The organism is Larkinella rosea, assembly GCF_003858635.1.
GTDB lineage: Bacteria > Bacteroidota > Bacteroidia > Cytophagales > Spirosomataceae > Larkinella > Larkinella rosea.
Window position 1 is genome coordinate 832,056 of the sequence record NZ_RQJO01000007.1, and the last position, 23,948, is coordinate 856,003.

A 23,948-nucleotide genomic window follows, 5' to 3' on the forward strand; every position below is an offset into this window, starting at 1 on the left:
AAAAGGTAAGGTAAATAAATAGTCAGAAGCAACGGAGAGGTTATTATTTAACGGCAGTATTGCAATTGATTTCTGAACGATAACCGTGGAATGGAATTAATCCTGATCCTGAAGCTTCAGATGGCGCACAATGACCTGCATCAGACTTCCCGGATTATACGGTTTTACCAGTATTTCGTTGAGCCCGGCCTGTTTCGCGTCTTCATCAACTTCCTGGGCCAGACTGGCTGTGAGGGCGATAATCGGCAGGGTTTCTTTCCGTTGACGGATCAACCGCGTCGCTTCGTAGCCGTCCATTACCGGCATTTGCAGGTCCATCAGAATCAGCCGATGCCGGGACGAATCGAGCATATCGACCGCTTCCCGGCCGTTGTTGGCCACCTCGACCGAAGCGCCCAACCGGTCGAGAACGCTTTTCGCCAGCAAAACATTCATGGCATTGTCTTCGACGAGCAGGATGCAGATGTCCTGGAGGGGTTTGTCTTTGGACAGCGGTTTTCGCACCGGTTTAATTTCCGGCTTGTCCGGTGGGGGAGCCATCACCGGAAATACCTGCGTAAAATAAAACCGGGAGCCTTTTCCCGGTTCACTTTGCAGGTACAGATCGACGTGCTGGAGTTCTAAAATCCGCCGGGAAATGGTCAGGCCAAGCCCGGTTCCACCATACATCCGGGACATCGACGAGTCGACCTGCGTAAACCGGTTGAAGATCATTTCCTGTTTTTCAAGGGGTATTCCAATTCCGGTATCTTCAACGGCAATGTGGAGGGAACAGTCCTGGGTGGTTTGGGATTCGACGTGCAGGCTCATCTTCACCTGTCCCCGTTCCGTAAATTTGATGGCGTTGTGCACCAGATTGGATACGACCTGAGCGAATCGGGCTGGATCTCCACCAACGGTGGATCGGAATGCGGGATCGATTGACAAACTCAGCTGAAGGGATTTCTCACGCGCAGCGGGTTCAAAATCAGAAACGATCTGCTGCAAAATTCGGGCCGGGTCCATCGGAACGACCTGTAAAATGAACTGGTTCGACTCAATCCGATTAAAATCGAGAATATCATTGACGATGTGAAGCAGGTTTCGGGCCGAAGAAAGCATCACGTCGAGGGGTTGTTTCTGATCGTCGCGCGGTTTATCCTGTATCAGTAAATGCGTCATCCCGATCACTGCATTCAGGGGTGTCCGGATTTCGTGGCTCATCGTGTTCAGAAACTCATTCTTGGCCCGCAGCCCCTCTTCGGCCTGTTCCTTGGCCTGTTTGAGGGTATTGGCAAAGCGGAAGGAAAGGACGAGTGACTGGAAAAAAAAGAAGCCGAGGTAACCCAGAAACAACACTAGATTTTCGGGAAAGGCAACCTGAAAATATTGCAGTAAAATGATCACGAATATGATCAGCAGCACACCCGTGCTCATCAATGCATAGCTTGCGCCGGGGCGTTTGCGTCGGGTTGCCAGCCAGTAAACGTAAAAAGCGTAGCCGATGTAAACCGGCATCAGGCCCAGAAATGGCGTAATCAGCCGGGTGAAAACAGAGGGAGGAAACAGAACGGTTGCGATGGCAAAAGCAAAACAGATTCCCGCTAATCCCCGAATAATGGATTTGTTGGTATCTTCGGGATAGAGCGAACCGGTGTATAATGCAAAAACGGCTATGCTCAGAAACAGCGATAGGTATTCGAGATGAAGCGTTATCGACCAACCGGTGTAAAATAACGAGTGCAGGGCATACGCATTGGAGCCGACAATCCGGTAACTATACAGCAGACAGAATAGGGAAAAATAAAGGATGGATTTCTCATGGCGTCCAAACCAGAATAACCCGAGAAAAAACAGGCCGCCCATAAAGAGGCAGCCCGTGAGTATAAAATTCAGGGCATATTCGCGGTTTAGTTTCCCCAGCAGGAGGTCGGCCCGACCCAGCCGAATCGATTTATAAATACCGCCTTTCGAATGGTGAAAATTGGCAACCTGGATCACCAGGTGAAGCGTATCCAGGTTTTGCGGCAGGGTTTTTACCTGCGATGCCCAGAATGGCGTCGTGGTTTCTTTCGAAACACCGGGCGAGCCGTTGTGGGCGAGTTCGATTCCATTAACGAATAACCGGTAGGAAGTATACGTGTCGGGTAAGCGCAACCCCAGCGGGAGCGGTGTGGGTGGTACTAAAACGGTTAGGGTATACGTTGCATAGCCGAAGGAGGAAAGCGGTTGTCCTTTCCAGGTTTTTTTGTTCCAGATTTCCGGAAATGATGTGTATTCAAACCCGGTTTCGGGATCACCTGGATTTAGTAAGGCCTGCCAGTGCCATTTCCAGTTCCCGTCTAAATCGACAAACTGATGATCAAACGGGTACGAACGGAGGTCAAGAAGGCCCTGCCGGGCAAGCGGGGCCGGAACGTTTTTCGTTGACGACCCCGACATCGAGCAGCCTGCCAACAGAATGACGAGCAAACCGATGAGCCCCCGGAGAATGGGCGTCATTCTGTTTGGAAAAAAATACCCTTTCATGCGACTGAACTGCCTTCCACGTTGAGTGAATTTACCTGTTTATTAACAGACAAAAATTTCTGCGGTAATCAGGTATAAAAACCCCCTCAATTTTAAGTCCAAAAATGATCGTTTCTTGTATATGAACGGAAAGTTGTCAGGATTTTTACCGTATGAAAGAAATCCGCTGGTTATCCGGTTTCGCACGGGGAACCAACAAATGTTACCGTATTTAAAATAAGATAAAAGTTTGTAGGGAGACAATTTTAGGTATTGGCCGGGATGCGGGCGGTATTAAACCAGAAGGTTCTGATTTGGTCAATAAGATTAGTAAGCTGTTGATAGCCAGGTGGTTTTATGAGGTACGAATTTGCCCCCAGTTCGTAGCAACGGGAGATGTGTTCCGGCAGAGACGAGGTGGTAAAAATGATAACCGGGATGGATCGGTAGGCCGGATTGGCCCGCAGTTCATCGAGCGTCGTAAACCCGTCCATTCGCGGCATATTCAGGTCCAGAAAAATCAAGGCGGGTAATCGGCGGGTATCGGTCAGCTGATCGAGCAATTCAACCCCATCACCCGCAAACGCAACCTCGCAATCTGACCATTTTGTATCCAACACAGATTTGAACAATAGCCGATCGTCGTCGTCGTCGTCTGTAATGATAATGCGGTATTTGCTGGCCATTGAAACGGGTTGTAAACAGCTTCCTTCAGCTTGTCTTTTCAAATATAGCTAATATATATCAAATACAATTTTATCCCCTGACAAACTTTTTGAATCCACAAACGCGCTTTCTTTTGTTATATTAACTCACTTTTTGGTAAGATATGTGTGAAATGGGAATTGCCGCCGTATTTTTTGATGTAAAGCGCGTGTGTGTTTCGGGCGCTACCCATAACGCTCCGGAAAGTAACCGGCACCATTTCATTTCGGATCCCGAATAAAAGGGCGGTTGGATGGGACAGGAGGAACGATCCGGAAAACCGGAAAACCGGATGGCGGTTCCCGGGGAACGAAATTGCACTTCACGCGGCAAATGCTTTTATTTGTGGCGATTTTTTTGCATATTTGTATGATTAGGCGACCGTTGAACAAGCCTGAACCCGTCTGATAGCTACCAACCGGGCGGTTCCACTTTTTAACCATCGATTCGTCCGGATTGTCGGACAGAGAATTGACTTCTTATGGCAGAAGAGACAGAAGAACAGAACAACTCCAGTAACATTATTCCAATTAACATTGAAGACGAAATGCGCGGGGCCTACATCGATTATTCGATGTCGGTTATTATTTCCCGGGCTTTACCCGATGTCCGTGACGGTTTGAAACCGGTTCACCGCCGGGTGCTTTTCGGGATGGCTGAATTGGGCGTGAATTATAACAAACCATTTAAAAAATCAGCCCGGATCGTCGGGGAGGTTTTGGGGAAGTACCACCCGCACGGCGACTCGTCCGTTTACGGAACGATGGTGCGGATGGCCCAGGACTGGTCACTGCGGTACCCGCTGGTGGATGGCCAGGGGAATTTCGGGTCGATCGACGGTGACTTTCCGGCCGCCATGCGGTATACGGAAGCTCGTCTGAAGCGAATTGCCGAAGAATTGCTGGTCGATATTTACAAAGAAACGGTCGATTTCCAGTCGAACTTTGATGACTCGCTGGAAGAGCCGACCGTTATGCCGGCAAAACTGCCGAACCTGTTGCTGAACGGTTCGTCGGGAATTGCCGTTGGGATGGCCACGAACATGGCACCCCACAACCTGACGGAGGTGGTAAACGGGATTGTCGCTTACATCGATAACCATGAGATTACCATCGATGAACTGATGGAGCACATCACCGCACCGGATTTTCCGACGGGAGCTACTATATATGGTATGGAAGGGGTGCGCAATGCGTTTCGTACCGGACAGGGCCGGGTGGTGCTGCGGGCTCACGCAACCATCGAAGAAAATAAGGGTAAAACCCAGATCATCGTGACTGACGTTCCCTACATGGTTAACAAAGCCATGATGCTGGAGAAGACGGCGGATTTGATCAACGATAAAAAGATTGAAGGAATTTCTGCCTTTCGGGATGAGTCGGACCGCGACGGTCTGCGCGTTGTGTATGATTTGAAGCGTGACGCCGTTCCGAATGTCGTATTGAATAACCTCTATAAGTTTACGCAGTTACAGTCCGCTTTCAACATCAACAACGTCGCGCTGGTGAAAGGCCGACCGGTTTTGCTGAACCTGAAGGACATGATCCGGTACTACGTGGAACACCGCCAGGAGGTGATTACCCGCCGGACTCAGTATGAACTGCGCGAAGCCGAAAAACGGGCGCATATTTTGGAAGGGTTGCTCATCGCGTTGGATAACCTGGATGCAGTGATTGAACTGATCCGGAGTTCGCGCGATCCGGAAGTGGCTAAAAATGGTTTGATCGAACGGTTTCAGCTGTCAGAAATTCAGGCCAAAGCCATTCTGGAACTTCGTTTGCAGCGGTTGACCGGACTTGAACGCGATAAGATTATCGCCGAATACGAAGAACTGGCCCGTCTGATTGCCGATTTGCGCGACATTCTGGCGAGTGAAGAACGGAAATTGCAAATTATCCGGGATGAACTCCTGGAGCTGAAAGCCCGCTACGGTGATCCGCGCCGGACGGAAATCAACATGCTCGGCGATGGTAATATCAGCGATTTGTCATTGATTGCCGACGAAGAAATGCTGATTACCATTTCGCACGAAGGCTATATCAAACGGACGCCGTTGACCGAATACCGGACCCAAAGCAGGGGAGGAGTCGGCTCGCGGGCGGCCAAAACCAAGGAAGACGATTTTACGGAGCATCTGTTCATGGCAACGATGCACAACACCCTGCTCATTTTCACCCAGAAAGGGCGGTTGTACTGGTTGCCGGTGTATGAATTGCCCGAAGGGGCGCGCGATTCGAAAGGTCGTCCGCTGGCCAATTTCATCAACATCGAATCCGACGACAAGGTACGGGCGGTGATCAATGTAAAGGATCTGAAAAACACGGACTACATCAACAACAATTATATTGTGATGTGTACGGAGCAGGGAACGATCAAGAAAACCCTGCTGGAAGCGTATTCGCGGCCACGGCAGAATGGCATCATCGCCATTACGATTAACGAAGAGGAGGGAGACCGACTGTTGAATGTCTGTATGACCAACGGTCAGAACGACATTGTCATCGCGTCGAGCGAAGGCAAAGCGGTGCGGTTTAACGAAATCCGGGTTCGCCCGATGGGCCGTACAGCCGCCGGTGTTCGGGGAATCGACCTGGATGCGGGTGTTAAAGCCGTCGGCATGGTTTGCATCGGTCGCGAAGATGCCCAGTTGCTGGTCGTTTCGGAAAAAGGGTTCGGCAAGCGTTCACCGCTGGATGAATACCGGGTGACCAACCGGGGTGCGAAAGGGGTTGGTACCCTGAAGGTAACGGACAAAGTCGGTAATCTGGTTGGCATTCTGGAGGTAACCGATTCGGACGATATGATGATCATAACGAAATCGGGAACGGCCATTCGGATGCACGTGGATGAGGTTCGGGTCATTGGCCGGAACACCCAGGGCGTGAGGCTGATCAACCTGCGTGATGGGGACGAAATTGCGTCCGTAACCCGGATTGCCCGTGAGGAAGATGTTGAAATTGAGGGAAATGAGGCATTGCCGGAAGCGCCGGTTGACAGTTCGGATGAATCAGCGTCCGATCAAATGGCTTGATAATCCCATAAATTATTCAGTACTTTCCAAAATTAATTCAGAAATAAATTTTAACCACAAATTTTAGTCATATGAAACGTCTCTCGTTCTTTCTACTGGCGGGATTATTATCAGTAGGAGCATCGTATGCACAGATTGATGCTCTGACGGAAAAAGCTTTCCAAAGTGAGAAGGAAAAAAGCGACAAGGCAATCACCGACGAGAAAGCCAATGTCAAGCCCAAAACCTGGATGGATCGCGCTAAAACGTATGAGAATATTGCGACACAGGCCATAAAACTGGATTCGAATGCTGCAACGGTTGCTTACGACGCTTACAAGAAAGTCGTTGAATTAGATAAGGATAAGAAATCCGGTGGCCCGGGTAAACTGGCTAAAGAAGCCGAGGAAGCCATGAAAGGACAGACCATGTTCCAGGCCTTCATGAACTCGGGTATCTACAAATACCAGGCGAAAAATTTCAAAGACGCAGCCCGGCTGATGTCCATGGCCGGTGAAATCAATCCGAAGGATACGACGGCGGCTCTGTATGCCGGGATCTTCACCCAGAATACCGACAAACCGAGCGATGCAAAAGCCCAGTTTGAACGGTATATCGCCAATGGGGGGAAAGACGTATCGGTTTATACAACGCTGGTCAGTTTGTATTATCAGGATAAGGAAATCGAGAAAGCCCTGGCTACAATCGATAAAGGAATCGCTACTTTACCAAACACCAAAGACCTGAGCACCCAGAAAACGAGCATTCTGGTTACGTCGGGAAAAGTAGACGAAGCGATTGCCGATTTGAAAACCGCTTTGGGTAAAGAACCGAACAACCTGAATAACTTGTTGACGATCGCCAGCCTGTATGACAACCGGAAGGACAAAATGGCGGATGAATTAGCAAAGCTCAGCGGAAGTGCCCGGAAAGGTCCGAGTGCGGCCAAACAGCTGGAAGAAGAGAAGGTCGTGCTGAAGGAGTCGCAGACTGAGTTGACCCGTCTGTCGGCCCGCGCCAAAAAAGAACCGAAGAATGCCGATGTGAAGAATCAGATTGCGCGGGTTACCCAAATGATCAATGATTCCAAAACGAAGGTTGCGAACCTGGAGAAGGATGTGCAGACTCAGGCTGCAGAAGCACAGGCTGCCGGAAATCAGGCCGGTAAAATTGCCGAACTGACCAAAAGCGTGGCCGATGATCGGGCGGCTGCCCGCGAATACTACACCAAGGCGCTGGCTGTTGATCCCAACAATTTCGATGCAAACTTCAACCTGGGCGCGGCTTATTTTAACGAAGCCATTCTGATCCGGAAACAGCTCGAAGCCATGGATATGAAAGAATACCAGGCAAAGGGCAAAGAAATCGAAGGTCAGGTTTGTGGTAAATTCAAACAGGCTTTACCGTATTTCGAGAAAGCTAAATCGGTAAAAGATACCGATACGGACCTGAACGAAAACCTGACGAACCTGCAGAACATTCTGAAGCAGTTTGAAGAAAAGAAAGTTCCCTGTATCGAAAGCAAGTAAACGATTCTGAATTTTACGATTGAAGCCCCGGTCTGCCAACCGGGGCTTTTTCGTTCTCCAGTGGTTGAGAAGAGGATTGGCTGGAAGCCTGGAATAATCAGGTTAACAGGAGGTGACTTTACAGCAGTGTTCCCTGGATTACCAGGTGTTTTTTCGAAGTTTTTCCGGTAAAATTACACGAATACCACCCGAAGGTAAAATTTCAATGTAGCCTTCCTGCCGAAACTCGGTAAGCGAACGAATCATTGTTTCGGTGGCAGTGCCAATAACAGCGGCCAGATTGTCTCGCGAGAGTTGAATAATCCCATCGGGCTCTTGCACGGCAAGACGTAACAACGTATCAGCTACCCGTCGCCGGATGGAATTGTAAGCCATGCTCAGCAGTTGTTGTTCCCGCTCACCCACATAACTCGCCAGCATTTTAATGAATTGACTGCTAATCTCCGGGTTGACCGATACCAGCGCCTGAAAATCACCTTTAGGAATATAAACGAGTTGGGAGTCTTCCAGTGTAACGGCAGAATCCGTATAGTCAACTCCTTCGAGAAGGGCCAGATAACCGAAAAAGTCGCCCGAATTATAAATTCCGGTGATAAACTCTTTCCCTTCGGTATTGATCCGAATGGTTTTAACCTTGCCGGATTTCAGGAAAAACAGCCGCGTGGGTTCATCACCTTCAGAATAGACAAACTGTTTTTTACGTACGGTGTTTACCTTTCTGTCAATCGAAAGACTATGTAAATTATCAATTTTCCCGGCCTCGTTCAGGAACTGATTAAAACCGTCCTGCTGGAGGGGATCGACGGGCATTAGGTTCACAAACCGGTTGAGCCGTCCTTCAATTGCACTGAGCAGTTCCGACTCTTCAAACGGTTTGGTCAGGTAGTCGTCGGCCCCCAGTTCCATGCCTTTTCGAAATTCACTTCGTTCGGTTTTCGCCGTCAGAAAAATAAACGGAATACCGGCCAGTTCGGGGTTTTTATTGAAAATGAGGAGTACGCCGTAGCCATCCAGGACTGGCATCATAATATCACAAATAACCAGGTCCGGTTTGTGGGCAAGGGCTTTTTCAACACCTATTTTACCATTTTCGGCGGTAAAGACCCGGTAACCGGTTAACTCCAGAATTTCGGCGGTATTCTCCCGAATCCCTTCATTGTCTTCAATTAGGAGAATGGTTTTCATAGGGGAGGGTTAAGGTAACGGTGGTACCCTGATTCAATTCGCTTTGTAACGTCAATTCACCGCCCATCAATTCGACGTATCGGCCTACGATGTGCAGGCCCAGACCCGTACCGGATATATCGGTCACATTGGCTGCGCGGAAAAACCGCTCGAACAGATGTTCCTGATCTTCTTTGGAAATCCCCATGCCCTGATCCTTAATCGATAACCGCAGTTGCCTTTCGTTTTCCTCACAATGGACCCTTACAAAAACCGTTGAACCGGGTCCGGAATACTTCACTGCGTTTGAAAGCAAATTGACCAGGATTTTACGCAACAGCGACGAATCGATCCTGATCAGATCCGGACATGACAGGCTGCTTTCGATTACCTGACCCGGTTTCAATGTGGCCTGCAGATCGGCCACAATTTCGTTCATTAACTGCCTGAAATCGACCTCGACGGCATGGGCGGTTACCTTTCCTTCTTCGAGCTTGCCCAACGATAAAAATTCTTCAAGTATATCATTCAGATGGTTGACGGATACCTTTATACGATCCAGGTGTTTCTGTCGATGTGCATTTTGTTCACTTGTCGTATAGCGCTCAATTAAAGTGGCCGAACTCATAACAACCGTTAAAGGTGTGCGAAACTCGTGGGAAGCCATCGAGACGAAGCGGGATTTTAAATCTCCCAGTTCCCGCTCGATGGCCAGCGCCTTGGCCAATTCATCTTTCGAATTCTCCAGCTGCTCCAGCGTACTCAAAAGTGCCTGCGTACGATCGGTCACTTTTTGTTCCAAATCGGCGTTTAGCTGCTCGATATGATTCTGATGGGTGAGCAGTTGCCGTTCCGTTTCTTTTTTAATCGTGATATCAATGATGTAAGCGACGGCATACAATTCTTCATCCAACCGGAAATAACTCAGACTAACTTCCACCGGAAAAACGGAACCATCTTTTCGACGGGCATTGAGGTCGCGGTTGTGACCCATTGCCCTCACTTGGGGATCGAGATTGAAGGAATGCCGTAGCTTTTCGTGATATTGCCCGATCTGGCGCGGAACCAACTGCTCGATGGTGAGAGCGGACCACTCAGTGGTCGTGTAACCAAAAATCGTCTCGGCCATTTGGTTGGCCGAGACGATCCGGCCTTGTTGGTCGCAAACGATAATACCGATAGTGGCATTGGAGAAAATGGCCTTATTCCGTTGAATGCTGTGCTCGAGTTCGTGCTCCGCCTGGTGCAACCGCTCCTGATCAATCACCCGGATGAGCGAAAAGGGGCGGTTCCGGTTTGTAAAGGTGGTGGTCTTTAACCGTCCCCAAAACAGGCTGCCGTCCTGACGTTTAATTTGAATGGTCTCTTCATAACTGCCTTCCTCAACGAGTTGGTCAATCAGAGAGCTCCGGTATTCTTTGTCCAGCTCATTATTTCGAAGGGATCGGGACCGGATTGGATCATCCAGCAAGGCCTGTTCTGAAGCAAATCCCAGCATACGAACACCAGCCTGATTTACCCGAATATATTTTGATTCACTCAGATCGAAAATGGCAATGAAATCGTCACTTTTCTCGAAAAGCAAATCAACTAATGATTCAGCAAATAAGCTTTTTAACATACCCGTAGGTCGTTAGTTTATCTCGCGTTGACTCCTGGTAAAATCAGTCTTTTACCAAAAATACTTATAATCTATTTACAAATTGAAATATATCATAATTATAATTGATAAAAGTCAGTTTATTGCACCGGCTAAATCCAGATTTTTACGTCTATTTTGGAAAAAAATCGATTATGGATTAAACGGCTTGATTATGAAATACAGCGATTCACGCCCACATCCAGCTCCGATTGCTAAAGCGGTCTTGCTGATCTTTATGCCGCCGGAACGAACTGCCCGCTCACAACGGGCGTCTGTGCGCTCACTGGCAAATTCATTGCAACAGCATTTGGGCAATCAGGCGCGGGTTCTGAAGATTGATGAAGCCACTCAACCAGACGTTTTCCGAAGTTTTGAAATAACTCAAACTCCTTCTTTCGTGCTCGTCAGGCAGGGTGTTGAACTGTGGCGGCAGGTCGGAATGACCGACGAAGAATTGCTAACGCTCCTGTCTAAACGCTTGCAAACCAGTTGATTAAATTGAATAAAACAGATGGTGAAGGAAGCTGTAGTGTTGAAGATTTTTATGGGCAGATTTTCACTATAAAACCACTGAAATCTGATTTATTTAATCGGTTGAATCAGGATATGCGGGTTCTGCTTCAGCTAAAATCCCCCGCGAGGGGCAAACAGACTTTCACCCGGGTCCAGTTATCGGCATAACTTCCAATCGATATAGAACCCTTATTTAATTCAACCAGTTTTTTTACGATAGATAGCCCAAGACCAAACCCCTGTTGTTCATAGTTTTTTCGATTGAACTGGGTGTAAGGTGCAATCTGTGCAATATTTTCGGGTTTAAATTCCTGACCCTGATTTGAAATGATAAGCTGATAGCCGTGCGGTGCGCAGTACCCGCACACGGTCAGTCCCAGGTTGGCCGAAAACTTGACGGCATTGTCAAGTAACTCGTCCAGAATCGTGGACAGGTTTTCCTGTGAAATCAACAGGGATGCCGTTGCTACCTCGATCTTCGAATCGATTTTCAGTTCCTGACGCTTTTGCACCCATTCAAACTGTTTTTTTACAATTTCTGGATCAATGGTTGTCTGGCCACTGGTAAAAAAAAGGTATGCCGTATGGGAAGGATGCAAATGGTAGAGGGTATCCATGTGATGAACGTTATCCAGCGATCGCTTTAGCCGTAAACCACAAATCCGAATCGACTCCAGCATCGATTCGGTTTCTTTCCCGTCGAACTCGCTCAGGTTGTTAACCAAAAGTGTTGAAAAGCCGATTATACCATTGAGGGGCGTATTGTATTCATGAGTGGCCATTATGGAAATCTGAAGGTGTTGTTCGGCCAATTGAGCCTGAAGGTTTTCTTTCCGCTGGGCTTCACGTTCCAATCGGCTGTTGATGGCCTGCAACAGACTTTCACCCGTAAATGGCTTGGTTAGGTAGTCATCCGCACCCAAAGCCATGCCCTGGCGCAAATCTTTCATATCGGTTTTGGCTGTCAGGAACAGGAAAGGTATACTGGCCAGCGAGCGATTGGCGCGAAGGGTTTGCAAAACCTGATAACCGTCCATGTTTGGCATCATGATATCGCAGACAATCAGGTCCGGCCGGGCCAGGACGGCCTGTGTTATTCCCTGCTTTCCGTCAGAAGCTGTTTCAACGGTAAAGCCATTCAGGCACAGCCATTCGGCAATATTTTCACGAATTTGTGCTTCATCTTCAATAACTAAAATCTGAGTCGACATGCCAGGCAAGTAGTTTGGAAAATAGAGATATTTCTTAAATGTTCACCATCGAACGTTAAACGCTGAAGCAGCTAAGGAAAACTGAATCGGTATTATTGCGTTATAAATGATTATTTATCAGGCAAATTTTGACTGGTGAATGGATAAAAATTAACCTTTGGGCTGGCAAAAAACAAGGAATTTGAATTGACCGGCTATACCCGAAAGGCGGTATTTTTCAAGTGGAAAGCTCATTCGGTAGGATAACCCGTGCGGTAGTGCCCTGGCCTTCCTGACTTTCGATCGTCAGACTTCCTCTATGCAATTCTACAAACTGACGGGCAATGACGAGTCCCAGACCCGTGCCATGGATGCCGGTTGTGTTTCGAGCCCGGAAAAATGCCTGAAACAAAGACGGAAGATCGGCCTCCGGTATTCCGATTCCATCGTCAATGACTTGAATCGTGACCTGGCTTTTCTGGAAAGTCAGAAAAAGTTTTACGCCATCGATCGAGAATTTAACGGCGTTCGAAAGGAGGTTGACGAGGACATGGCCGATTAATTTAGCATCGGCAAATACCTTGCCGGGTGTTCCGAAAACCCGTATCTGGATCGTTCGGCCCTGCTGGCTGAAGTGGGTGGCAATTACCTGACGGCATACTTCCAGCATATCCATCCAGTAGGGTTGGAAAACCGTTTTTCCGGCATCGATCTTGCCAATTGTCAGCATGTCGGACAACAGATCGCCAAAATTTTGAATTTCTTTCTGAATAATATTCAGATGGGACAGAATGGACGAATGAGTGGTTGCTGCGGGATGGTTTATGTACCAGCGGATCAAGTCGACGCTGGATTGGATGGTCATCAGCGGTGTTCGAAATTCGTGGGAAGCGGTCGAAACAAACTGGGATTTCAGTTTATTCAGCTCCAGTTCCCGATCCAAAGTCTGTTGTAAAACGATTTCTTTCTCTTTTTGACTGGTAATATCGTTGGCAATTCCGATGTACCGCAAGGGTTTTCCGTTGTCATCCCATTTAATAAAACTCCGGACCGATACCCAGCGGTGGCCGGGCTGGGAACCGGTTATTCGGTACTGCACTTCCACTTCCTGACCGGATTGCATCCGCTGCAGAAAGGCTACCGCCAGCGGGCGGTCTTCTGCCAGAACCGCATCGAGGAAGCTGGCCGGATTCTCATACAATGCCTGACTTGAGCAGCCCCAGATGCGTTCATAAGCCGGATTGACATACAAAAGCTGGTAGGGATCCGCCGAATAAATCCAGAACACTTCGTCGACGTTTTCCGCGATCTGGCGGAATCGCTGTTCGCTTTCCCGCAACGCGATCTCGGCTTCAATTCGTTCGGTAACATCCCAGGCTACGCCCAGACCCTGAACCGGATTCCCCCGGGCATCCCGAATCAGCAATCCTTTGCTTTCCACGTAACGGATGACGCCATCCGGCCGGAAGATCCGGGCCACGTTCGAAATCACATTGCCTTCCACCCGCAGGTGGGAGTTATTTAGGAAAGAAGGCAGGTCATCCGGGTGAATGATTTCCATGTATTTCGTCAGGCTCCAGTCGGGCTGCTCATGCTCAAACCCGTGAATCGCCCAAAGGCGTTGATCCCAAAACAGGCGATTGTTAGCCAGATCATCCTCCCAGATTCCTTGCCCAACAGCCTGGGTAGCCAGTTGCAGCCGCTGATTCAGTTTCTGAAGCTGCGTCATCGCTTCCTGCCGTTCGGTGATGTCACGGGCGGAGGCATAAATGATTTTATTGACTCCGACAGCGTTCCATTCCACCACCCGGTAAGTACCGTCTTTTTTTCGGAACTGATTGATTTGGCAGCGAATCGGATGGTGGGGGATAATATCGCGGAGATTGCGGGCGACGGATGCCTGCTCGGCAGGATGCACTAAATCAATCAATGAAACCGAAACCAGTTCTTCCGCCGAATAACCCAGTGTCATTTCCCAGGCCTGATTGACTTTTTGAATTGAGCCATCGGAACGGATGATGCAGTGCATATCCAGTGCCCCTTCAAAAAACGTCTTCAGCTCTTGGTCCTTTTCGGCCAGATTGGTCCGGGCCGCTTTTAATGCGGAAATGTCCGTTGCGATCCCTACATACCCGATCAGATTATGCTCGTTGTCTTGTAATATACTGGTTGCCAGAAGGATGGGAATGGCGTTGCCGGTTTTGTCGATCGCCAGGCATTCACTGTAGAAATAGCCCTGTGAAGCCAAAGCAAGCTGAAAAAAATCCGATGCGGGGCCGGACGACTCGGTTTGCCGGTAGGAAATGAGCGGAATCGGATCGTCTGCTGAGGTAAATTCAATGTGAGAAACGCGGCCAATCAGTTCTTCGGCTGTGTAGCCCAATAATTTTTCGCAGGCCTGGTTCGCCGTCTGGATGACCCCATGAATATCCGTCGACAGAATAGCCTGACCGGCGTGTTCCAGGATCGCCTGTTGCATTGCCGACAACTGAGTGATTTCCCGGGTGCGTTCGGCCACTCGCAGTTCCAATTGTTCAGTGTAGTGGTTAATCTGCTCATCCAGGTGCTGCTGGGACAAAACAATGGCTAGCTGACTGGCTACTTCCTGCGCAATCTCCAAGTGTTCGTTTGCAAAGAAATTAGGAACTACGGATAGGAGGGTAAACGCACCGATGCACTTTTGCCTGAGGAAGAGTGGCAGGACGACCAGTGACCGGAAGCCCCTGCCATACAGGCCCAGTTCGGGAGGAATTCCGGCCGTGTCGGGTCGCATGACCGGAAAATACGTTGCCTGGCCCATGGGTTGGGCCAGGTCCAGCAGGTAGTGGGTCGAAAAACTGACGCCGGGATTCGCTTCCAAGACCCCTTCCGCCAATCGACATTCGGCGGTTGCAATCCCCTTGGATTCGTCAATCCAGAAAACCGTCAGGCGTTCGCAGGGCACCATGGCGTTGATATGTCGCATGGCCATCAAGAGGGGAGATTGATCCGTTGATCGAGGGCTTAACAGGGCTTGGTCGATCGCCCGAAGTCCTTCCAATCGTTGGTTGATTCGCCGGAGCATGCCTTTCTGTTCCAGAATGTGCTGGCGGTGCTTCGAGTCGGTGATGTCCAAGGCCGTAATCAACAGCCCATCGTATTTTTTACTGACCGAAACTTCGACCCAGCGAAGCTGTGTCCCAATCGGGTATTCCCGCTCAAAGCGCTGGGATTCGCCGGTTTGGTAGACCTGAACATACCGGTCGAAAATGCCATTCGTTACTAAAGCGGGATAAAGCCGTAACATGGTCATTTCCTGAACTTGGGCCGGATTTAACGTCAACAACTCATGGGCCATGTTATTGCCCCAGATGTATCGAAAATCCGTAACCTTCTCGTGGTCTAAAAAGGGTTCACAATACAGAACCGCAACCGGAACACTGTCCAGAATACTTTCCAACTGCTGGATGTGGCCTTTATTATCGGATTGCCGCATGAACGTAGGATAAAATGGCTATTGGATGCCATTGAAGCTGATTAATTCCGTTACTACCTGGAGGGTAGCCAAACCATTGCTTTGGTGGAACCATCCGGATACCCTGCGATAGAGATGGATCCCTGGTTCAGTTCAACCAGCTTTTTTACAATGATCAGACCCAGACCGCAACCCGCGCGATCATATCCAAGTTGGCGGCTCGTCTTTAGTACAGTATCTTCAACCAGCCGGAACATCGGTCCTTTATTGGAAATAATCAACCGGTAGCCTTCTCCCTCCGGATAGCCGTCAATGGTGATCCCTGAAGGGTCCGAATACTTGGCCGCATTGTCAAGCAGTTCCTGCAAAATAGTGATCAGATTCTCCTCAGAAATGCCCAGTTTTGTTTCCTTCACATTGACCCGGCAGCTTATTTTCAGGTCTTGACGGTTTTCTACTAACCGGAATTGCTCTTTAATCAGGTTCGCGGAAATGAATGTCGAGCCATTCGTATAAAACCGGTAGTCTGGGTGAGATGGATTCAAAAGCTGAAGAGTCTCCACGAGTGTTAGATTTTGTACGGATCGTTTCAGCCGCAATCCGCAGACCCGGATCATCTCCAGCATCGAAACCATATCTTCACTTTCAAATTCGTCGAGATGGTTTATCAGAAAAGTTGACATCCCAATAACCCCATCCAGCGAAGTATTATATTCGTTTCCGGAAATTTGGGCAATCTTCAGATGTTGTTCCGTTAGTTGAGCCTGTAAGCTTGCTTTTCTTAATTCTTCCCGCGTAATGCGGCTTTCGACGGCTTGTAACAGACTTTCGCCAGTAAACGGTTTGGTCAGGTAGTCATCTGCCCCCATAGCCATGCCAAACCGCAGATCCTTCAAGTCGCTCTTGGCCGTCAGAAACATAAAGGGCGTATTGGCCAGAGATCGATTGGTACGAATGGTTTCCAGAACCTGAAGTCCATCCATATTGGGCATCATGATGTCACAGAGAATTAAATCCGGTCGCGCCAGAATAGCCTGGGTAATTCCCTGTTTGCCATCGGGTGCTGTTTCAACCGAAAATCCATTCAGGCGTAACCATTCGGCCACATTTTCACGTACTTGTTCTTCGTCTTCAATAATAAGAATCTGGGATGACATACTGAATAAAACAATTAAGATGAATAGAGATATATTATAGGCCATTAACCATTGACTACCAGACAATTAAAAACAAGTTCCTGGAAGGTTCAATCTGAAAAGGATGCGTACTTATCGGACAAAATTATGTAAAAAGGGGAGGGGTCTTTCTGATCTAAAAGAGAAATTATATTGATAAAAATCAATAATTTGGATGGCCCAGATCAGGAACTATTATATAACTAATTGACAGGTCAAAATGTAATGGATTAGTTAAGAAGTAATAAACTTAGTCGGCAATCGTGTAAAATAAGCTTCAACTGAAAACATTTTTCTAGCTCGCTGAAGGAGTACTTACACCAAAAAAGCGACGTAGCTGAACGAAAGGAATTGCATTGGTCTGACGAAACCTTACTAATTATTTGGAAAAACCTGATTTAGCAAAACGGACCTTACAGGGAGACACTCTTGGATACCAAAAAATCTGAAACCGCAATTTTGAAGTTGGATTTCTTAGTAATGCAAGGGAGGATATAATAAAGCTAGTTAACATAATATAAATTATACAACAATTAAATATGGCTATAGTAAAGCTTTAAATAACCTTGTAATATTCTGATAGATAGGTAATTATGTAATATAGTGTTAATGAACGATTTATGGATTCACGTGGAACAGTTAGTGTTGTTTCGCAGAGTCAAGCAAAGGAATTTTAGCGTTTAGCAGAGATTAAATCCTGAAAGATAAAATCCGTATCCCATTGGCCGGTTTTCGGATACGAGCGCCGAACGGTTTCACCCAGCTGAAATGCCACCGGTTTTGTAAATAAAGGACCGTCGTAAACAAACGAATGATACTCGCCATTTTCGCCACACGGATCGACGCTCGCGGGCAGATCATTTAAAATCGTGTCATCGAGTTCGCGACCCACCCAGGTTTTTGGTAAGTAATTTTCGTTGACACAAACCAGCACAGCTTTAAACCCCGATTGAACAAATTTCGCCAGCAATACCACCGTATTTTGATTCCACAACGGAAAAACCGCCTGCAAGCCAATCGCGTTCAGCTGTTGTTCGCGATAGTGACGCAAGTCTTCCAGAAAAATGTCGCCGTAAATCACGTGCGTGATTCCCTGATTTTTGAATTCCGTCAATCGCTGAGCTACCAGTGAATGATAAATTTCTATCGAGACATCGCCCGGAAATTCCAGCGTGTACAACGGCAATCCAAGGGCTTCGGCCTGCATTTCGATCAGTTCCGTGCGAACACCGTGCATACTCACCCGGCCAAACTCTTTATTGACATTGGTGAGGAGTCCGACGATTTCGTATTGGGCAGACTGACGGCAAAAAAAGAGAGCGAGGGCCGAATCCTTGCCCCCGCTCCAACTAAGAATGGCTTTCTTCATACAGGTAAATTCGGTGTAGAGACGCGATTAATCGCGTCTCTACAGTGTTTTATTTAAAATAAAATGCGGAAGGTGCAATCTCAGCTTTGACTGAATCGATCAAGGTTCCGCTGGATTGGTAGCGCAACACGTAACCGGCCTGTTTGTATGACGGGGTCACCCCACCGTAAATAATGCCGGTTTTGGTATCAATGTCCAAACCGCTGAATAATCGCTTAATAAAAGGTGTCGTGGTCGGCACACTCGTATCGTTTACAGAAAACCGGTACAAATCGCCAAATTCCTTGTAATTCGCATCGTAATAACTACCGACGAAATAAAAATACTGCTTGTCGGCACTCAGCCGGAATTTCGATGGCGATTTCGATTTGTCCGTTCCAATTTTCAGGCGGTTTTCGACAACCTTGTTTTGGGTATTGACACGGACCAGTTCCCCCGCCGAATAGACCCACAACTTGCCGTTCGCATCGACAGCCACCGGATTGGGATTGGCCCCAATTTCAATACCGGATTTGAGTTGATCGGTGGTTATGTCGATCACCGACAATTGGGTGACACCGCCCGTTGAACCGGCAAATACCTCGCTGCCCGCCAGGATGAGGGTCTCCACTCCTTTCACCGCCGGAATTTTCTTCGTTACCGTATTGGTCGTTAAATCCACCACGGCTATATAACCTGGATCTTTGTAAAATGTGCCGTTGGAATAATCGCCGGAAACATCCCAGCAACTGACGTATACCTTGTTGGCACTCACCCGAACCGCCGAACGCGGGTTTTCAATTTCCGGCGATTTCAGCGTTGCCAGCGATTTAAAGGTATTCGCATCCACAATTTCAACTTTATCCTGACGCGCCGTCGTGTTATCCACCAAAATCAGCCCCTTGCCATCCGCTTCGGTATAGCCTTGTACTCCGCCGGTTAACGATCGCTGGTTCACCTGGTTAAAAATATCGTAGGAAGCGGTTGCACCTGAAGGCGGCAAATACGTGATCGTACCGTTGTTGTCAGTGAAATTACCGGAATTGACAACCAGCACACCGGAACCGTACGGCACAGCAGCTGGATCATCGGAATTGTTGGTACAGGACCCGTTCAGAATTACCAGCAGACCCAGCGCTAGTTTCAATTGGACCGATGATGCGGTTTTTGTTTTCTTCATTGTTTTGTGGTATTCAGATTACAGATTAATTGAATGGAAAAATGGCGCCCCGGCATCGCGTTGCGCTTGACGTTGAGGTAGACGGTATCAAACAGATTATTGATTTGTCCCTGAATGCGCGTCTCGACCGGTCCGAGTTTTACCTCCGTTTCCAGCAAGACGTTTGTAAGCAGGTAACCGCGCAAAAACTGAATGTTGTCGAAGGTGATGTATTGCCGGGAATTAACCTGATTCTGGATAGTCAGGCGGTTTTTACCGTGGGCAACATAGGCCGAAAACCGTCCGGTGTGTTTGGGAACATAGACAAGTTGTTTCCCAATGATATCCTGCGCGTAGACGTTGTAAACCCGTTCCTGGCTCGAGCGGTTCAGGGCGTACCCAAGCGTCAGGCCCGATTGCCAGCGGGGTGTCATGTAATTCAGCGAACCATTCCACTCCAGGCCACGGGAGACCACCAGTTGAAGGTTTTCAACGCGATACCCATAGTCCGGATTCCAGTACGACCAATCGTCGATGCGGTTTCGGAAAACTGTTGTTTCGGTTGAAAGCGAAAACCGCTCGTTCGGCCGCCATTGTTCCGCGATACCGGCTTCCAGATTGAATCCATTTTCCGGCCGAATGTCCGGATTGCCCAATACTTTCCAATACCGTTCGTTCAGGGTCGGAACGCGGTAACTTCGGGCGATGGATCCTTTCGCAGTCAGGCTACTTTGAGCGGTTTTTATAATCAGGTATTCGGCTCCGACGGATGGCGTAATCGGTGGATCGTAGCGCGTGACAAAGGCCTGCCGGAGGTTGGCAGAAAACAACCAGCGACTCAGTTCCAGTCGCGCCAGGGCAAACAGATCGGCGCGATTTTCCTGAATCGGCTGGTCGCCATACCCATCCACCCGGGTTCGGTAGTGCGACCATTCTCCCCCTACCCGTAGCGAAATCCGTCCGGTTTTTACCGGTATCGTAAATTCCCGTTCTATTCGACTGATTAGTCGATCGGTTTCGGAATGACTGGGATTGGTAAAGTTTCCGCGCGCATAATCAATGATGTCCCGAATCCAGCCGAGCCGTAGCGTGAGTTTGTTCGTCTCATAGGTTGTTAAAAACCGGTAGGATTGCGAGCGGGTTCGCTCCCGGACAGTCGTGTCGAAGGGGGTTACCGTCAGGTCATTGTCGGTGAGCCAGATATTGACCGACAATTGCTGATTTTTCCGATTGCGAATATACAGGTCCTGGATAAAGCCCTTCTGTTTCGTGATCGACTGCTCGACAAAGTAGTTCCCGCGTTCGCGATAGGGATAATCATTGTGGGCATCGGTCGTATAAAAGAAGGTTTTCCCGGCGATCTGACTGTTTTTTCCGGCCGGACTGACAAACTTGGCACCCACCTGAGTCGTATAATTTCGGAAGCTGGCGACTTTTTGTCCCGCCGAAATCAGAAAACCGGGCTGTTTCCATTTTGGATTACTCATCAACAGGATACTGCCACCGACTGCATCGGAACCTACGCAACTGGCCGATGAGCCGTATTGAACCGCCAACTGATCGAAACCGGCAACGGGAAGCGTTGAAAAATCGGTCTGCCCGAGCGTGGGCTGGTTGATATTGATTCCGTTCCAGAGAACGGCCGTGTGATTGGACGAGGTTCCGCGGAAGGAGGCCGTTGCCAGTTGGCCGGTGCCGTATATTTTGAACGCAATGGGTGTGGTATAGGTCAAAACATCCGTCAGATTTTGAAAACGGAATTGTTCCAGCGTTACCGAGTCGATCCGCTGCGTTTTTTGACCCGCCGAAAACCGTTCGGGCGTGGATCCGCGAATCGTTACCGTGGGCAACGTTTGGTCTGTACCGCTGGTTTGTCCGTTTGCAACAGAAAACGAACCGACCAGCAAGGACAGGAAAACCCCGTCTCTAAACCGCATAGTGTGTCAACAATTTAAAATCGATTGCCTGATTCCCGTAGAGACGCGATTAATCGCGTCTCTACGGGAATTCCAATGCCATTTCCTTTACACCCGAAAGAAACGGCGCAAAATTAGCATGTATCAAGGCAGGTCTCCTGGCTTACCTCCTGATTTCGGCCTTCCCATCCAACACAAACGGACAGTGGCAAGTAGAAGAAATCAGCTTCAAGGGGTTTACAGTTGCGGGGACAGCGTCGGTTTTGCACCGACTTCCCTATTAAGCCATCGCTGAAAACATCAGGCGGCACCTCTTGACGCAAAGGTAACAGCTGGAAGAGGATTATCCAATTCCGGTTTGTGGGGTTATCAATCAAAAACCGCTGTTGACCCATTCGTTGGTACCGGTGGTCAATCTTTTTTTCGTTCCAATCGGCCATTTGCTTCTTTCGATGAGTGAACCTCGAATGGATTGAAAAAAGAAACTGTGTAATGAGAAAAACCGCCAGCGTAACCCGTCGAGATTTTTTAAAATCCGGAGCATTAGCCGGTAGCGGACTTTTCATTTCGTTTACCATTCCGTCAAGACTTGATTCAGCCCGTTGGCCCGAGCCCTACACCCCAGCGGGAACGCAGTTAAATGCCTTCCTGCGCATTGATAGTGATGATACAATCCATATTATTCTTTCCAAAGTGGAAATGGGCCAGGGCATCTGGACGACGATTCCGATGTTAATTGCCGAGGAACTTGATTGCGACTGGAAGAAAATAAAAGTAGAATCGAGTCAATCCGGGAAGGGAAAGGATTTTCAGCAGGATATTCTGATTCAGTCGACTGGAGGATCGGATACGACGCGGACGGAGTTCGACCGTTGTCGACAAGCGGGTGCGACGGCACGAACCTTGTTGGTGAATGCCGCAGCACATCGCCTGGGAGTGTCACCCGATGCTTGCCGAACAGAAAATGGGTTTGTGATTACGGGTAGTCAGCGAATGAGTTACGGCGAATTGGCGGCCGAAGCGGCAAAGCTCCCGGTCCCGAACGTTCAGCTCCGCGAGCCACCAGAATGGAAGTTGATTGGTAAATCGCAAAAGCGGCTGGATTGTTACGAGAAAATAAACGGTAAAGCGCAATACGGATTGGATATTCAATTTCCCGGGTTGTTAACGGCACTCGTTGCGCACGCACCGGTTTTTGGTGGAAACGTTAAAGCCGTTGATGCGACAAGAACCAAAGCCGTTCCGGGCGTTCGGGCGGTGGTCCGTATTCCGTCGGGTGTTGCAGTGTTGGGCGACAATTTTTGGGCAGCCAAACGGGGTCGGGATCTGTTAAAAATTGAATGGGATTTCGGAGGAAATGACCACTTGAACAGCCGGGAACAGCTGGAAAAATACCGGAATCTGGCAAAAACCACAGGTATTGTCAGTCAACAGAAAGGCGATTTGGCTGCGGGTTTTGAGAAAGCAGCCCATTCGATCGATGTGGATTTTACCTTTCCGTATCTAGCTCACGCGCCATTAGAGCCCTTGAATTGTACGGTTAAAATGGAAAACAATCATTGTGAAATCTGGACGGGAACGCAATCGCCCTTGTTGCATCAGTCCGAAGTTGCGGCTTTTCTGGGCATTCAACCCGAGCAGGTGACATTTCATACTCCGTATATAGGCGGAAGTTTTGGCCGACGCGGTTCATTCAGTTCCGACTGGGTGATGGAAGCCGTGCACATTGCTAAAAACAGTGGCCGACCCATAAAATTGGTCTGGACCCGGGAGGATGATATAAAAGGCGGTTTTTACCGGCCGTTTTATGTGCATCAGGTGCAGATTGGGGTTGATTCGAATGGATTTCCGACGGCCTGGCAACATCGGATTGTGGGCCAATCCCTTTTTACGAATACGCCCCTGGCGGAGATGATCGTTCAGAAAGGAATTGATTACAGCACGGTGGGCGGTGTTCATGGTTCTCCCTATTTGAATGCGGTTCCGAATCATTCCGTCGAATTGCATACCACGGTCGAAAGCGTTCCGGTATTGCCCTGGCGATCGGTGGGAAATACGCATACCGCTTTTGTGATGGAAACGCTGATCGACGAACTGGCGTCACTGGCTTCGACCGATCCCGTCAACTACCGGCGGGTGCTGCTGAAAAACCACCCCCGCCATCTGGGAGCGCTAAACCGGGCCGTTGAAATATCTGACTGGGACAAACCGTTGCCGGTCGGAAAATTTCGGGGAATTGCGGTACATGCGGCAATGGGAAGCTACGTTGCTCAGGTCGTTGAGATTTCCATCGAGCGCCAAAAAATTAGGATCCATCGTGTCGTGTGTGTCATTGACTGCGGACTGGCGGTGAATCCCGATGGCGTGCGGGCCCAGATGGAAAGTTGCATTGTTTACGGATTGACGGCTGCGTTGTATGGCGAGATCACGCTTGGGAAAGGTCAGGTCAAACAAAGCAATTTCCACGACTACCCGTTGCTGCGCATGAATGAAATGCCAACAATCGAAGTCCACATTGTGAAAAGTTCGGAAAGCATGGGTGGCGCCGGTGAACCGGGCGTTCCACCAATTGCGCCGGCGCTGGCCAATGCGGTTTTTGCGGCAACTGGAAAACGGGTTCGAAGCTTGCCTATCAGGCTTGATTCTTAACGAATTA

At 48.8% G+C, this 23,948-nt stretch carries 14 protein-coding genes and 1 riboswitch; of the genes, 4 read left to right on the forward strand and 10 right to left on the reverse strand.

Annotated features, from left to right (window positions below):
- Positions 1-96: 96 nt before the first annotated feature.
- Entirely contained in the window at positions 97-2,481 is a 2,385-nt protein-coding gene (locus tag EHT25_RS03725) for an ATP-binding protein (RefSeq protein WP_185731276.1), read from the reverse strand.
- A 272-nt stretch (positions 2,482-2,753) separates the two neighbouring features.
- The gene (locus tag EHT25_RS03730) at positions 2,754-3,173 is read right to left on the reverse strand and encodes a response regulator (RefSeq protein ID WP_124870849.1); all 420 of its coding nucleotides are present in this window, start codon (positions 3,171-3,173) and stop codon (positions 2,754-2,756) included.
- A gap of 500 nt (positions 3,174-3,673) precedes the next feature.
- Here EHT25_RS03730 and gyrA point away from each other — a divergent pair, with 500 nt between their 5' ends.
- Positions 3,674-6,223 carry a DNA gyrase subunit A gene (gyrA, locus tag EHT25_RS03735; protein ID WP_124870851.1) on the forward strand — a complete coding sequence of 850 codons (2,550 nt, stop codon included), beginning with the start codon at positions 3,674-3,676 and terminating at the stop codon, positions 6,221-6,223.
- Between the two features lie 71 nt (positions 6,224-6,294).
- On the forward strand, positions 6,295-7,731 hold the full coding sequence (locus EHT25_RS03740; protein ID WP_124870855.1) for a tetratricopeptide repeat protein: 1,437 nt from the start codon (positions 6,295-6,297) through the stop codon (positions 7,729-7,731).
- A 138-nt stretch (positions 7,732-7,869) separates the two neighbouring features.
- Here the strand turns inward: EHT25_RS03740 and EHT25_RS03745 are convergent, their stop codons facing one another.
- Together EHT25_RS03745 and EHT25_RS03750 are read right to left on the reverse strand one after the other, a co-directional pair.
- Positions 7,870-8,916 (reverse strand): response regulator, encoded by a 1,047-nt coding sequence (locus EHT25_RS03745; RefSeq protein ID WP_124870858.1) that lies wholly within the window; start codon positions 8,914-8,916, stop codon positions 7,870-7,872.
- Complete coding sequence (locus EHT25_RS03750) at positions 8,894-10,516, reverse strand: sensor histidine kinase (protein WP_124870861.1); 1,623 nt, start codon at positions 10,514-10,516, stop codon at positions 8,894-8,896. The genes EHT25_RS03745 and EHT25_RS03750 overlap by 23 nt, the downstream gene beginning before the upstream one ends.
- Positions 10,517-10,598: 82 nt before the next feature.
- On the opposite strand from EHT25_RS03750, the gene EHT25_RS03755 reads away from it, so the two are divergent.
- On the forward strand, positions 10,599-11,030 hold the full coding sequence (locus EHT25_RS03755; protein WP_229311427.1) for a YbbN family protein: 432 nt from the start codon (positions 10,599-10,601) through the stop codon (positions 11,028-11,030).
- Positions 11,031-11,157: 127 nt separating this feature from the next.
- Here the strand turns inward: EHT25_RS03755 and EHT25_RS03760 are convergent, their stop codons facing one another.
- The 6 genes from EHT25_RS03760 to EHT25_RS03785 form a co-directional block, all read right to left on the reverse strand.
- Positions 11,158-12,261, reverse strand: coding sequence for a hybrid sensor histidine kinase/response regulator (locus tag EHT25_RS03760; protein WP_124870864.1), 1,104 nt, complete (start codon positions 12,259-12,261; stop codon positions 11,158-11,160).
- A gap of 217 nt (positions 12,262-12,478) precedes the next feature.
- Positions 12,479-15,715 carry a sensor histidine kinase gene (locus EHT25_RS03765; protein ID WP_124870866.1) on the reverse strand — a complete coding sequence of 1,079 codons (3,237 nt, stop codon included), beginning with the start codon at positions 15,713-15,715 and terminating at the stop codon, positions 12,479-12,481.
- Between the two features lie 53 nt (positions 15,716-15,768).
- On the reverse strand, positions 15,769-16,896 hold the full coding sequence (locus EHT25_RS03770; protein ID WP_229311428.1) for a hybrid sensor histidine kinase/response regulator: 1,128 nt from the start codon (positions 16,894-16,896) through the stop codon (positions 15,769-15,771).
- 646 nt (positions 16,897-17,542) lie between these two features.
- On the reverse strand, positions 17,543-18,238 hold the full coding sequence (locus tag EHT25_RS03775) for a Dph6-related ATP pyrophosphatase (protein WP_124870869.1): 696 nt from the start codon (positions 18,236-18,238) through the stop codon (positions 17,543-17,545).
- A 49-nt stretch (positions 18,239-18,287) separates the two neighbouring features.
- Complete coding sequence (locus EHT25_RS03780; RefSeq protein ID WP_124870872.1) at positions 18,288-19,397, reverse strand: YncE family protein; 1,110 nt, start codon at positions 19,395-19,397, stop codon at positions 18,288-18,290.
- Positions 19,394-21,313 carry a TonB-dependent receptor plug domain-containing protein gene (locus tag EHT25_RS03785; protein WP_124870875.1) on the reverse strand — a complete coding sequence of 640 codons (1,920 nt, stop codon included), beginning with the start codon at positions 21,311-21,313 and terminating at the stop codon, positions 19,394-19,396. The genes EHT25_RS03780 and EHT25_RS03785 overlap by 4 nt, the downstream gene beginning before the upstream one ends.
- Positions 21,314-21,423: 110 nt before the next feature.
- Positions 21,424-21,624, reverse strand: a riboswitch (cobalamin riboswitch).
- Positions 21,625-21,784: 160 nt separating this feature from the next.
- On the opposite strand from EHT25_RS03785, the gene EHT25_RS03790 reads away from it, so the two are divergent.
- Positions 21,785-23,941, forward strand: coding sequence for a xanthine dehydrogenase family protein molybdopterin-binding subunit (locus EHT25_RS03790; protein ID WP_124870879.1), 2,157 nt, complete (start codon positions 21,785-21,787; stop codon positions 23,939-23,941).
- The last annotated feature ends 7 nt before the right edge of the window (positions 23,942-23,948 follow it).